Here is a 13,494-nt window from a genome sequence, read left to right as displayed (position 1 = left end):
CAGCGGCCCGCTTTGGCATAAACTTCGCGCGCCCCGCCCCGCGCGGTCCGTACTACGAGGTAGCGAATGACCCAGGACACCCCCCGCGACGACAGCCTGCTGGGCCTGCTCAAGGGCGTCGAAGACTTCAGCCACAAGGTCTTCCCCGAGAGCCAGAAGCTTTTCAGCGAACTGGCCGAAGGCCAGAGCCCGCACACGTTATTCATCACCTGCGCCGATTCCCGCGTGGTTCCCGAGATGATCACGCAGACCCAGCCGGGCGAGCTGTTCGTCTGCCGCAACATCGGCAACATCGTGCCCGCGTACGGTGAAATGCTGGGTGGTGTGTCCGCGGTCGTGGAGTTTGCGGTGGCCGTGCTGCGCGTGCGCCACGTCGTGGTGTGCGGGCATACCGACTGCGGCGCCATGAAGGGCCTGCTCAACCCGGATTCCACCAGGGACCTGCCCACCGTGGAAGCCTGGCTGCGCAACGCGCAGGCCGCCCGTAGCGCCGTCTTTGCCCGCAAGGTAGACGTGCCCGACATGCTGGGCACGGTGATCGAGGAAAACGTGCGCCTGCAACTTGCCCACCTACGGACGCATCCGGCCGTGGCCGCCGCGCGCGCCAACGGTGAGCTCAACCTGCAGGGTTGGGTCTACAACATCGGCGACGGCAAGGTCTCCGTGCTGGACGAAACCAGCGACCACTTCGTGCCTCTGGCGGAGGCGATCAAGCGCGAGAACGGCCAATGATCCTGCCCGGACGGGCGCACGTCGGTCACATTCTCCGTTACGTCGGCCGTCCGCTGGTCTGGCTGCTGGCGTGGGACGTCGCCGTCACGGCGGTCTGGTACTTCGTCGGGCCTGGCTGGGTGGAGTTTCCCGCGCTGCCGCTCACCCTGCTCGGCTCGGCCGTGGCGGTGTACTTGAGCTTCCGCAACACCACCGCCTATGCACGCTGGTGGGAGGCTCGCTCGCTGTGGGGCGCGATGGTCAACGCGTCGCGCACCCTCGCGCGCGATGCGCTCACCTTGCTGCCGGATCGCAGCCTGGCCGTCACGGTCGCCCATCGGCAGATCGCCTATGTGCATGCCCTGCGCATGCATCTGCGTCGGCAGGCCCCGTGGGACGAACTGGAAGCCCACCTCGGCACCGACGAGTTGAAGCGCCTGCGCAGCGTGACCAACGTGCCCAATGCCATCCATGCGGACACGGCCGTCCTGCTGCCTGAAAGCCGACCCGATCCGATCCTGCTCGCCACGCTAGCGCGCACGATGTCGGACATCAGCAACGCACAAGGCGGCATGGAGCGGATCAAGAACACGCCGCTGCCGCAGCAGTACGCGACCTATCCTGCCATCTTCACCCACGGTTTCTGCCTGCTCTTGCCGCTGGGCCTGGTGGAAAGCCTGGGTCTGTACACGCCGCTGGGCTCCACGGTCGCGGGCTTCCTGTTTCTTGCCCTGCTGCAGATCGGTAACGACATGCAGAACCCGTTCGAGAACAAGGAAGACGACGTACCGCTCACCACGCTCACCCGAAGCATCGAGATCGATCTGCGCGACATGCTCGGCGAGCATCACGGGCTGGAGCCGGTCAAGCCGGTCGACGGCATCCTTTGGTGACGTCCCGCCCGCTTCGGCGGGCACCGTGACCCCTGGCACGGGACTTTTGCTCCGCAAGCGATTTCAATCGATACAAATCCCGATCTCGGAGATCTGCCCTTGCGCGTCGCACGCCCGCTCGTCCTCGTCGCCGCCCTCCTCCCGGCCCTGGCGACGGCCGCCACTGGCCCCGCCGATCTCGTCAATCCGCTGATCGGCACGACCAACGGCGGCAACGTCTTCCCGGGCGCGGTGGTGCCGTTCGGGATGCTCCAGTTCAGCCCGGAAGCGTCGCCGCTGCCAGGCAAGAAGGCGCCGATCGCCGCGCCGGGCGGCTACGAGTACCGCGCCACCGCCATTCGCGGCTTCAGCCTCACCAACGTCGAAGGCTGGGGATGTGCGGGCGGCTCGGGCGACGTGCCAATCATGCCGATCACGGAGGATGTGACCGCCTCGCCGTCCACCGACTTCCGTCATACCTATGCGGCCACGTTCTCCCATACCAACGAAGTAGCGAAGGCCGGGCACTATCGCGTCGCCCTGGATAACGGCGTGGGCGTCGATCTCGCCGCTGCGCTGCACTCGGGCGCAGCGCGCTTCGCCTTTCCCGCCGGCAAGCCCGCGAACGTGCTCGTTCGCGTCTCCGATTCCGAAGCCGGTTCCGAGCATGCATCGGTGTCGGTGGACAAGGCGCACCGACGCGTCACGGGCGAGGTCACCAGCGGCAACTTCTGCGGCTACATCAACGAGGCCGACCGGCGCAGCTACTACACGCTGTATTTCGTTGCGGAGTTCGACCAGCCGTTTGCATCGGCGGGCGCGTGGCACGACACCACCGTCACCGCGGGCGACACACATGCCGAAGGCGGTACCGGATACGGCCCCAAGGGCTTCCCCGAAACGGGCAAGGGCTCAGGTGCGTGGGTGGGCTTCGCCAAGGGCGTCGGTGCGGTAAACGTGCGGGTGGGTATCTCTTACGTCAGCGCCGCCAACGCGCAGGCGAATCTCGATGCGGAAACGCCGCGCGGCACGACGTTCGATACGGTGCGCGATCGCGCCGTCGCCGCGTGGAACGCGCGTCTTTCGCATATCGACGTCGAAGGCGGCACACCCGACCATCGCACGGTGTTCTACACCGCGCTCTATCACGCACTCATGCACCCGAATGTCTTCAGTGACGTCAATGGCGAATACCGCGGGTTCGATGGCGAAGTTCATCGCGTCGCCGGCGAGCAAAAGGCGCAATACGCCAACTTCTCCGGCTGGGACGTCTATCGCTCGCAATTGCCGCTGGTGGCATGGTTGGAGCCGAAGACCGCGAGCGACATCGCACAGAGCCTCTACAACCAGGCACAGCAGAACCACGGCGTATGGGATCGCTGGACGCACAACAACGGCGGCACGCACGTGATGAATGGCGATCCCGCTGCCGCCGCGCTCGCGGGCATCGTCGCGTTCGGCGCACGCGATTTCGACATGCACGGCGCACTCGCATCGCTCGTACACGCGGCGGACCACCCCACCGCACTCGACACCTCGCACGATGGCTGCGAAGTGGAATGCGTCGGGCAGCGCCCTGGCTTGGATACCTGGTTGAAGCTGCATTACATCCCCGTGGGCGCTCCGGCCTGGGGGCCCGCCGCCGACACGCTGGAGACCGTGGCCGCCGAGTTCGGCATCAGCGCCCTGGCGGCGCGGCTTGGCGACACCGCCACGTCGGCGCGCTTCCTCGATCGCGCGCAGTACTGGCGCAATCTCTTCGATCCGAAGGCCACGCCCGAAGGTGGCTACATCCGCAATCGCAACGCCGACGGCACCTGGGCGCTCGTCAAGGATGACGACAACGAGGCGCCGCATGCTTTCACGCCCGCCACCGAGGACGGTTTCGTCGAAGGCAGCGCTGCGCAATACGTGTGGATGGTGCCGTTCAACGTCGGCGGCCTATTCGATGCCATGGGTGGCCGCGACAAGGCGCGCCAGCGATTGGACGCCTTCTTCTACCAGCCCGACGGCAGCTTCGCCGTCACGAAGTCCGGACCGCTCCATGCGGAACTCGACAATGAGCCGTCGATCGGCACGCCGTGGCTCTACATCTTCGCTGGCCAACCGTGGAAGACCCAGGAACTCGTGCGCCGCGTGCTCGACACGATCTGGCTCAATGCACCCAACGGTATCCCGGGCAACGACGATCTCGGCGAGATGTCGTCATGGTACGTATTCGCTGCGCTGGGCATCTATCCGTCCATCCCCGGCCGAGCAGAAATGGTGGTGGGCAGCCCGATCTTTACCCACGCCGTGGTGCATCGCGACGGTGGCGACGTGACGATCGACGCCCCGAGCGCCGGCCCAGGCAAGCCCTATGTCACGGCCTTGAAGGTCGACGGCAAACCCACCTCGCGTGCCTGGTTGCCCGAGTCATTCGCGCTGAAAGGCGGCACGCTGACGTTCGACCTGTCGAACACACCCAATAAGGCCTGGGCAACGAAGGCAGCGGATGCGCCGCCTTCGTTCGACGTCCGTCGTTGATCCTTATGGCGTGAGTGTCACACCGCAGCGGTATCGCCGCGGCGCAACCGCAGTGCGTTAGCCACGACGGAGACAGAGCTCAAGCTCATTGCCAGCGCCGCCAGCATCGGCGAGAGCGTGATACCGAACAGCGGATACAGCACGCCCGCCGCCACAGGCACGCCCACCGCGTTGTAGACGAAGGCAAAGAACAGGTTCTGCCGGATGTTCGCCACCGTCGCCTCGGACAGCGCACGTGCGCGAGCGATGCCCGCGAGATCGCCACGCAGCAAGGTCACGGACGCACTCTGGATGGCGATGTCGCTGCCGTTGCCCATACCGATGCCGATGTCCGCCGCCGCAAGCGCGGGCGCGTCGTTGACACCGTCGCCGGCCATCGCGACGACCGCGCCTTCGGCTTTCAGCGCGGCAACAAGGCGAGCCTTGTCTTCCGGGGACACACCTGCGTGAACATCGTCGATCGGCAGGTCACGTGCGACGGCCTTCGCGGTCGCTTCGTTGTCGCCGGTCGCCATCACCAAGCGCACGCCTGCCGCGTGCAGTGCATCGAGTGCAGGTTTCGTCGAGGCCTTCACGGCATCCGCCAACGAGACGCACGCGGCAAGCCGGCCGTCGATCGCGAGATACATCGCGGTTGCGCCCTTCTCCCTCGACTGCGAGGCAAACGCCTCCGCCGCGGCGATATCCACGCGTTCGTCCTGCATGAGCTTGGCGTTACCCAGCGACACGTCGCGGCCGTCCACGCGCCCGGTGACGCCTCGGCCCACGAGCATCTGGAATCCCGTTACCGCCGGGATGGCGACGCCAGCGTTCTCCGCGGCTGTAACGATGGCCGCGGCCAAAGGGTGCTCGCTCGGTCGCTCGACGGCCGCTGCGAATGCCAGGACTTCGACGCGCTCATGTCCGAAGCAGCGAACATCCACGAGCGCCGGCCGCCCCTCGGTGAGGGTGCCTGTCTTGTCGAACACCAGCGTGGTGACCTCACGCAGGCGCTCTATCGCCGCCGCATCGCGAAACAGCACACCCGCCTTCGCACCGCGACCGCTCGCCACCATGATCGACATGGGCGTGGCGAGACCGAGTGCACACGGACAGGCAACAATCAGCACCGACACCGCCGCGACCAGCGCGTGCGCAAAGGCCGGCTGAGGTCCGAGCCACCACCAGACAGCAAACGCGAGCACAGCGACCACGACGACGACCGGCACGAACCACGCCGCCACCTTGTCGGCCAAGCGCTGCAACGGCGCACGCGAACGCTGCGCCTCCGCTACCATGGCGACGATACGCGACAGCACCGTGTCGGCGCCCACGCGGTCCACACGCATGACCAAAGCGCCATGCTGGTTCTGGGTACCGCCGGTCAGGGCATCGTGCGGCTTCTTGGCGACCGGCATCGCCTCGCCGGTCAGCATCGATTCGTCGACGTGGCTTTCGCCTTCGAGCACGCTGCCATCCACCGGCACTTTCTCGCCTGGCCGCACGCGCACGCGATCGCCCGCACGGAGCGCATCCAGCGGCACGTCGTCTTCCCTGCCATCGTCGCCGATCCGCCGCGCGGTGGTCGGTACGAGACCGAGGAGACCACGCAGCGCGTCGCCCGTGCGCCGCCGTGCACGTAGTTCGAGGAAATCGCCCAACGTCACCAGCGTGACGATGACCGCCGCCGATTCGAAATACACGGCCACATGACCATGCATGTCACGCATGCCGAGCGGAAACAGCGCCGGCAACGCGAACGCCACGGCGCTGTACACCCACGCCACACCGGTACCCAGCGCAATCAAGGTGTACATGTTCGGCGACCACGGCGCCAGCGAGCGCCAGCCGCGGGCAAAGAACGGCGCGCCGCCCCACAGGACCACCACCGTCGCCAGCAGCGCCTCAGTCCAGCGAGCGATCGCGTCCCACGGTGCCGGCCACATCCAGCCGAACAGATGCGGCCCCATGGCGACGAGCAGCACCGGCAAGGTCAACGCGGCCAGCAGACCGAGACGACGGCCGAGCGCGCGGACCTCGCCATCGTCCTCGTCCAGAGACGGCATGGCCGGTTCCAATGCCATGCCGCATTTCGGGCACGAACCGGGGCCTTCCTGACGCACCTCGGGATGCATCGGGCAGGTGTATATCGTGCCCGCAGGCGCAGGTGCCTCGGCCGCTTTCGGCTCGAGATACTTGGTTGGTTCCTGCATGAAGCGTTCGCGACACCGAGCACCGCAGAAGGCGTAATCGTGCCCCTCGTGCGTAAAGTGGTGCGGCGTCTTCGCCGGATCGACGTGCATGCCGCAAACGGGATCGAGCACGGTCGCGGCGATATCGGCCGCGCCGTGCGAGCAACAGCTGTGGCTCATGCTTCCGGCTCCGCCAGGGCCTTCAGAATCGGGCAGTCTTCCGGCGCCCCATGCCCCGGGCAGGCCTCCACCAGCTCGGAAAGACCGTCGCGCACGCGCTGCAACTCTGCGATACGCGCGTCGATGGCCCGCAATCGCGCCGCGGCGCGCTCGCGCACGCCTTCAACCCCGCCGTGCCGGTCCGCCGACAGGGCCAGCAGGTCGCGGATTTCCTCCAGCGTGAAGCCAAGATCCTTGGCGCGCCGAATAAAGCGAAGCCGCGCCACGGCGCCCTGGTCGTACTCCCGATACCCCGAGGGCCTCCGTCGGGGCTCAGGCAACAGCCCTTCCCGCTCGTAGAAGCGAATGGTGTCGATAGCCACGCCCGCGCTCTGCGCGACGCGTCCGATGGTGAGGGCTGGTTGAGTGGTCATGAGGCAAGTCTAGACCCTTGATCTAGGTCTAGTGTCAAGCATATGCGCCAGCCTGGCTTTGTCGGGCTCCTTTTACCTTGTCACCTGGGCGTGTTACGCGTGCATCGGAGTGGCTACCTACCCGGATCACCCTGTGCATCAGCCACCCATCATGGATGCACCTCCCGAAGACGGGAAGCGGGAACGATGCCCTCCCATCCGTCCGCCAACGTGATGGGTGTCTGCACAAAATCCGGGGGGTCGCCACGACTTGCATGTACCAGAGCCAGCCCTTGCGGATGACTTGCTGCCCATGCCTTGGTGTTCGCAACGATGGGCAGCGGCTTCGGCAAGCGGGCAAGGTAGGTGACCATGCCGGGCTCGTCACTCACCGCGACGACGACGATGTCACGACATTGCAGATCGCTGACGGCGTCGGCCAGTTCCTGGGGGTCCATGTGCGCTTTGACGTGCGTGCCTATCAGCAGCACCGCGGAGATGACTGCGAGCAGGCTCACCAACGACGACGCCGGGAGCTTCTCGGAGTCCTTGGCGGTTCGCAGGTGACGTACGGCCCATGCGCCGAGGGCAAGCAGCACCGCCGACATAAGTGCAGCAACGTACCATGTCGCATTGCCGCGCATGCCAATGACGGCGTTGGCGACCGGCCACGTCCATGCCACCGCGGTAACGACGAGAACGATCCAGACTCGCCGATGCGAGAGGAATGCCTCGTCAGCGGCGTAGAACTCAGCGAGCAGGAGCGCCATGCCCGGCAACAGTGGAAGCAGGTAGTGAATCTGCTTGCCGCTGATGAGCGAGAACGCCACGAACGCCGGCAACGATGCGGCGATACCCAGCCGGCCGATGCGAGTCTCGATCACACGCCTGCGGTTGGCCCATAGGCGGCGCCAACGCCACAAGAATGTCCACGGCAACAGAAACGGGATGACCCACGGCAGATACCACAGGGCACTTCGCCTGTGCGCGAAGCTCTCCGTCACACGCCCTACCGACTGGTGGGCAAGTGTAGCGATGACCGGTACCCCATCGAGGCGCAATGCGCTCGTCACCGCCCATGCTCCCAATGGCACGCAGGCTATGACAATGCACGCGGCGATACCAAATGCCATGGATACCGGTCGCTCAAGCGGACCAGCGTGCCACCAGCGGACCAGCGCCAGCGGGCCGGCCAGATGCAAAAGATACACCGGTCCCTTCATGAGCAGCCCAAGCGATGCAGCGACCAGAATCACCGCGCAGCCGCGCCAACGCGACCCTTGCGCCGAAATCACGATACCGAGCAGTCCCAACGCAACGAAACACACCAGCGGCACATCGAACATGGCAATGGGCGTGAACGCCCCGAACACGACGAAGGGCAACATGATCCAGCCGGCGGCAACGGGATCGCGGTGATGCATTCGCCGCGCGATCGCCACGACCGTCGCCACACTGCCGACGGCGCAGACGACGACTGGCAGGCGAGCAGTGAGGGTTGAGACACCCAGCAGGCTCCAGGCGACATTGACGAGCCAGAACAGCAGAGGTGACTTGTCCATATAGGGCTGACCATTCAAGGTCAGTCCAAACAGGTCGCCCGTTCGGTGCATTTCCCAGGCGATCGAGAGATAACGCGTTTCGTCGATGGGGACGACCGGGAGCACCGCAGCGGGCAATAGCCAGAGGAGCGCGACCAGCCACGGACGGTCACGCCACCACTCGAACGTCGCGCGGGAAGGAGTCATGCGCGGCAGCCTAGTCGCCCCCGCTTAGGGGCAACTGAGATTTTATGCTGGTCGCGTGCAGGCGAAGCCGCGCCAACGGCAAGAAGTCCATCGATCGGTGTCACGAACCTGCAACGGTTGTTACGAAACCACCGTTGGATCAAGCTGGGGCCAAAAGACCGTCCCACCGCCGCCCTCGCCGTCACCCGATCGGCTAGAGTCATCAGCATCCCGCTCTTTGCTGGAATCGCTGCCCTCTCCTCGCCACTGCCACCGCATGCCCGACTTCTTTCGCCTTTCGCTCGACGCGCTGGACCGTGGCCTGCCCGCCGCATTCGCGCGACATTTCGATCCGCGCGATCCATCGGATTCGGACTTCGCGCGACACGGCCTGGTCATGGCGGCGTCCCTTACGCGCGCCGTGCCGAAGCGTCAGGCGGAATTTCTGGCCGGGCGGCGATGTGCTATCGAAGCGCTGCGCGAACAAGGGTGCTCCGTCTCAGACATCGCCATCGGCACGGATCGGGCGCCCGTCTGGCCACAGGGATTCCTGGGCAGCATTACGCATAGCGACGGCATCGCCGCGGCGGTGGTCACGGGTGACTCCGTTTTGCGCGGGGTCGGCATCGACATCGAGCGGATACCGGCCGCCTCCGGGCTCGATGCGCTGCGCGAACTTGTCCTTGTGGACGACGAACGTCGGACCATGGACGTGCTGGCCGGCGAGATGGGGATAGCCGCGGCCCTGACCATGGTGTTCTCTGCCAAGGAGAGCTTCTACAAGGCCACGGCGAAAACGGTGGGCCGAGTGTTCGATTTCAGCGCCGTGCGCGTGCTGGGTATGGGCGACGCAGGCCTGCTGGACCTCGTGGTCAACGAGGATCTCATCAGCGGCTTGTCGCGCGGCATGCGTTTCCATACCAGCGTGACCTGGCTGGACGAGCGCACGGTAATGACCGCCTGCGCGTGGTGACCGTCGCGTCGAAACGCCACCACGCGCCGCGTCTGGCTTATCGCGCCTCGGGCAAGGGATCCGCCATCGGTACCGACGCCGTACCACGGCGCATCGGGTAGTCGGCGAACATCATCCGGTAGCTCGGCCAATACGCATGCAGCAGGATTGCATGCAGCGCGCCCACGACGATCAGCGCGTAGTACCAATGCAGATCGAACGCGTAGAACAGACACAGCACGGCCGTGATCGGCGCCAGGATGGCCGTGCCGAACGCCGGCTTGAGATTGAGCACGAGGCTCAGGCCGCCGATCGCCTCCACGCCTTTCAGGAACACCCAGAAATACGCGGTGTGTTGCAGCATGCCGTGGAACGATGCCAGTTCGGATTCGCCGGTCAGGTAGATGTGGAAGCCCATCTCCAGCACGCCATCGACGGCGCCAAAGACGTAGAGGATGCCAAGCAGGTAACGGGCGATCGTCTGGTGCCATTTCAGTCGCATGGTTCAGTCCTGGTCGTAGGAAGAAGGGTTCGTGGTCTGTCGCCAGTCCATGGCGATCGCGGTGGCAGCGGGCTCGTCCAACATCGAGAAATGCCCTGCGGCCACCTCAACGATGCGCAACGGGCCAGGCAGCCAGGTTTTCCAGCCATGGTCGGCCGGCATGTCAGGGCGGACCTCGTTGGTGGCGCGATAGAGCGTGACGGGTATCGCCGCACCCATGGGCGAAGGCACGTATCGCTCGTAGGCCTGACGGTTGGCATCGTGCACGGCACGCAGCGTGTCGAGCTGCTGCGAGCCAACCTCGATGCCTCTCGCTCGAAGCACTGACGGCCATTCGCTCGTCGGCATCGCGGCGAGTTCATCGACGGGCACATCGACGTCCCTGCCCATGAGACTGCCGATCTGCTGGCAGAGCGCACGAAACGCTTCTGCCTCGCCACGGGGCATGTCGGCGGTCTGCACCGTGGGAAACGCGTCCATTAAGGCCAGGCTTTCCACCTGCTCGCCCTGAGCGAGCAGCACCCGGGCCGTTTCGAAGGCCACCACACCTCCGAACGAATGACCGAGCAGTCGGTAAGGGCCATGCGGCTGCACGGAACGTATCGCTTCGGCGTTGATGGCTGCTGCCTGCTGGACCGTCGTAGCCGGTGACGAGATGGCATCCAGTCCGGCAGCCTGAAGGCCGAAAACCGCTTGCTCCTTGTCCAGGCTCTGCGCCAGCGCACGAAACGACAGCACGTTGCCGCCCACACCGGGCATGACGAACAAGGGGAGCCGTCCCGAGGCCAGTTTGATGGGCACCAACACGCCCTGGGCTGGCGCCGCATGCAGTCGCTGCACCAGTTCGGCGAGGGTTGGCGCATGGAACAAGGTGGCGATCGGCAATGCGCGCGCCCACGACTGCTCGATGCGCGCCATCAAACGGACCGCGAGCAACGAATGACCGCCCAACTCGAAGAAGTCGTCGTCCCTGGCGATGGCATCTACCGGCAGGTCGAGTACCTCGGCCCACAGCGCCGCCATATGTCGTTCGTCGTCGGTGGCCGGAGGCATGCGATTCGTGCGTGCCGCAATCGTCACGTCGATGTCCGCCAAGGCACGACGATCGGTCTTGCCGCTGGTCGTGGTGGGCCAGTCGGCAACGGAAACGAACGCCGCCGGCAGCATGTACGCCGGCAACATGCCAGCGACATGCGCGCGCAAGGCGTCTTCGTCCACCACCGCATCGGTCGCCGGATGGTACGCAGCAATCAATCGCTGTGCGCCGCCCTCCCCTTGCACCACAACGGCTGCGTTCTCAACGCCTTCGTACGCTTCAAGGCAGGCCTCGATCTCGCCCAGCTCAATGCGTTGACCACGCAGCTTCACCTGCGTATCGATACGGCCGAGGTAGTCGATCGTGCCGTCGTCATTCCAGCGGGCGAGGTCACCCGAGCGATACATCCGCTCGCCCGATACGAACGGGTCGGCGACGAAACGCTCGGCCGTAAGTTCCGGACGTTTGAGGTAGCCACGCGCGAGACCGTCGCCCGCGATGTATAGCTCACCGGCAACGCCGACAGGTTGGGGCTGGTTCAAAGCGTCAAGGATGTAGATACGCAGATTGTCGATCGGCGCGCCGATGGGAACGTGCGTGGTCGGTACCGTGGCGCAATCGTGCGCGGTGACGTCAATGGCCGCCTCGGTCGGACCATACAGGTTGTACAGGTCGGCCTGCGGAAAGCGTTCGCGGTAGGTCATCACCGCACGGCGTCCGAGTGCCTCGCCGCTGCAGACGAGTCGCGTCACGCGGTCGTGAACCGAGTGCCCGTTTTCCAGGAAGACCGTGAGCATGGACGGCACGAAATGCAAGGTCGTCACGCCGAAGTGGTCGATCGCCCGGCGTAGATACGCCACGTCGCGATGACCACCAGGCTCCGCGACGGCAATGCTAGCGCCTGTCATCAGCGGCCAGAAGAACTCCCAGACCGATACGTCGAAGCTGTACGGGGTTTTCTGCAGCACCACATCCGCGTCGGTCAGCGCATAGGCCCGCTGCATCCACACGAGGCGATTGACCAGCCCGCGATGTTCGTTGAGCACACCCTTGGGGCGACCCGTCGAGCCCGACGTATAGAGCACATAGCAAAGATCGGTCGCTGCGGCCGGGTCGGCAAGCGGCACGTCTTTGGCGTCCGCTTCGATGGCAGACCATTCGCTGTCCAGACAGCGCAGATGCACGTCGCGGCCTTCCAGCAACGGCGCGATCCGCTCGCGCAGATGCGCCTGGGTCAGCACCACCGGCGCTTCGCTATCGGCCAGCATGTACGCCAGTCGGTCGCTCGGGTAGTCCGGGTCCAGGGGCAGATACGCCGCGCCGGCACGGACGATGCCCACGATCGCCACCACCATCGCCAGCGAACGCTCCGCACACAGGCCCACGATGCGGTCCGGACCGACGCCGCGCGCCTGCAGACTGCGCGCCAGCACCTGACTGCGCACGTCCAGCTCGGCGTAGGTCAGCGAGCCTTCCTCGGCGACCACCGCGATCCGCTCCGGCGTGCGCGCCATCTGCGCCACCACGAAATCGTGGATGCGCGCCTCGCGCGGGTAGGCCCGCTGCGTGGCATTGAAAACGCCCAGCACCTGCGCGCGCTCGACCGCCGGCAGGTAATCCAGCGTACCGATCGCCTGCGTCGGTGCCGCCAGTGCCGCTTCGCCCAGGCACGACAGATGCCCCACCATGCGCTCGATCCGCGCCCGCTGGAACAGGTCGGTGGCATAGGTGATCGTGGCGCTTATCCCGTCGCCCTCTTCGACGAACTCCACACTCAAGTCGAACTTCGCGACGTCGTGTTCCAGCTCGAACGGCGTCACCCCTTCGGGCATCGCCACCGCCGCGGTGTTCTGCAGGATCACCATCACCTGGAACAGCGGGCTGATCGCCCGGTTGCGCTGCGGGCTGACCGCTTCCACGATCCGTTCGAACGGCGTGTCCTGATGCTCGTAGGCGTCCAGGCAGGTGCGCATGGTCTCGGTCAGCAGCGCCTCGAAACCTGCCGCGCCATCGATTCGGGTACGCAGCGGCAGCGTGTTGACGAACATGCCGATCAGGCCCTCCGTCTCCGCGTGGCGGCGATTGGCGATCGGCGTGCCGATGCAGATGTCGTCCTGCCCGGTGTAGCGATACAGCAGCGCCTGCACCAGCGCGAGCAAGGCCATGTACAGCGTGGCGCCCTGGACGTCCGCCTGGGTACGCAAGCCGCGCACCAGGGCCGCATCGAGCGTGAAGGCGACCGATGCCGCGTCGCTGCCGCGTTCGGCGGGGCGTGGATAATCCGTCGGCAAGGCCAGCGATTCGGGCATCCCGGCCAGCTGTCTGGTCCAGTAGTCGAGCTGGCGAGACAGCCCGCCGCCCTCTTCCAGCCAGCGCCGCTGCCAGATCGCATAGTCGGCGTACTGGATGGGCAAAGCCGGCAGCG

Annotated in this window: 9 protein-coding genes; 4 read left to right on the top strand and 5 right to left on the bottom strand. The window is 65.8% G+C overall.

Annotation, left to right across the window (positions count from 1 at the left end):
- The first annotated feature begins 66 nt into the window (after nt 1-66).
- From BT115_RS00045 to BT115_RS00035, 3 genes are all read left to right on the top strand, one after another.
- Nucleotides 67-732 (top strand): carbonic anhydrase, encoded by a 666-nt coding sequence (locus tag BT115_RS00045; protein WP_072320536.1) that lies wholly within the window; start codon nt 67-69, stop codon nt 730-732.
- Nucleotides 729-1,604 carry a bestrophin family protein gene (locus BT115_RS00040; protein ID WP_072320535.1) on the top strand — a complete coding sequence of 292 codons (876 nt, stop codon included), beginning with the start codon at nt 729-731 and terminating at the stop codon, nt 1,602-1,604. The genes BT115_RS00045 and BT115_RS00040 overlap by 4 nt, the downstream gene beginning before the upstream one ends.
- A gap of 99 nt (nt 1,605-1,703) precedes the next feature.
- On the top strand, nt 1,704-4,109 hold the full coding sequence (locus BT115_RS00035) for a GH92 family glycosyl hydrolase (RefSeq protein ID WP_255369332.1): 2,406 nt from the start codon (nt 1,704-1,706) through the stop codon (nt 4,107-4,109).
- A 17-nt stretch (nt 4,110-4,126) separates the two neighbouring features.
- Here BT115_RS00035 and BT115_RS00030 read toward each other — a convergent pair whose 3' ends face one another.
- From BT115_RS00030 to BT115_RS00020, 3 genes are all read right to left on the bottom strand, one after another.
- Entirely contained in the window at nt 4,127-6,460 is a 2,334-nt protein-coding gene (locus BT115_RS00030) for a heavy metal translocating P-type ATPase (RefSeq protein WP_072320533.1), read from the bottom strand.
- Nucleotides 6,457-6,873 (bottom strand): heavy metal-responsive transcriptional regulator, encoded by a 417-nt coding sequence (locus BT115_RS00025; protein WP_072320532.1) that lies wholly within the window; start codon nt 6,871-6,873, stop codon nt 6,457-6,459. The genes BT115_RS00030 and BT115_RS00025 overlap by 4 nt, the downstream gene beginning before the upstream one ends.
- Nucleotides 6,874-7,022: 149 nt before the next feature.
- Complete coding sequence (locus BT115_RS00020; protein ID WP_072320531.1) at nt 7,023-8,600, bottom strand: ArnT family glycosyltransferase; 1,578 nt, start codon at nt 8,598-8,600, stop codon at nt 7,023-7,025.
- Between the two features lie 256 nt (nt 8,601-8,856).
- Between BT115_RS00020 and BT115_RS00015 the strand changes: the two genes are divergently transcribed.
- On the top strand, nt 8,857-9,552 hold the full coding sequence (locus BT115_RS00015; RefSeq protein ID WP_072320530.1) for a 4'-phosphopantetheinyl transferase family protein: 696 nt from the start codon (nt 8,857-8,859) through the stop codon (nt 9,550-9,552).
- Nucleotides 9,553-9,589: 37 nt separating this feature from the next.
- Here BT115_RS00015 and BT115_RS00010 read toward each other — a convergent pair whose 3' ends face one another.
- Together BT115_RS00010 and BT115_RS00005 are read right to left on the bottom strand one after the other, a co-directional pair.
- Entirely contained in the window at nt 9,590-10,033 is a 444-nt protein-coding gene (locus BT115_RS00010; RefSeq protein WP_072320529.1) for a hypothetical protein, read from the bottom strand.
- A 3-nt stretch (nt 10,034-10,036) separates the two neighbouring features.
- Nucleotides 10,037-13,494 (bottom strand): non-ribosomal peptide synthetase (locus BT115_RS00005; RefSeq protein WP_143144417.1); only part of this gene is annotated, 3,458 nt, incomplete at its 5' end.

It is taken from the genome of Luteibacter sp. UNCMF366Tsu5.1 (assembly GCF_900119235.1).
GTDB classification, from domain to species: domain Bacteria; phylum Pseudomonadota; class Gammaproteobacteria; order Xanthomonadales; family Rhodanobacteraceae; genus Luteibacter; species Luteibacter flocculans.
The sequence above is the reverse complement of the archived record's forward strand: the minus strand, read 5'-3'. Positions and strand labels throughout refer to the sequence as shown.

Coding starts and splice junctions, on each gene's coding strand:
- BT115_RS00045 (WP_072320536.1), top strand. CDS start 67: ATGACCCAGGACACCCCCCGCGACGACAGCCTGCTGGGCCTGCTCAAG.
- BT115_RS00040 (WP_072320535.1), top strand. CDS start 729: ATGATCCTGCCCGGACGGGCGCACGTCGGTCACATTCTCCGTTACGTC.
- BT115_RS00030 (WP_072320533.1), bottom strand. CDS start 6,460: ATGAGCCACAGCTGTTGCTCGCACGGCGCGGCCGATATCGCCGCGACC.
- BT115_RS00010 (WP_072320529.1), bottom strand. CDS start 10,033: ATGCGACTGAAATGGCACCAGACGATCGCCCGTTACCTGCTTGGCATC.
- BT115_RS00025 (WP_072320532.1), bottom strand. CDS start 6,873: ATGACCACTCAACCAGCCCTCACCATCGGACGCGTCGCGCAGAGCGCG.
- BT115_RS00015 (WP_072320530.1), top strand. CDS start 8,857: ATGCCCGACTTCTTTCGCCTTTCGCTCGACGCGCTGGACCGTGGCCTG.
- BT115_RS00020 (WP_072320531.1), bottom strand. CDS start 8,600: ATGACTCCTTCCCGCGCGACGTTCGAGTGGTGGCGTGACCGTCCGTGG.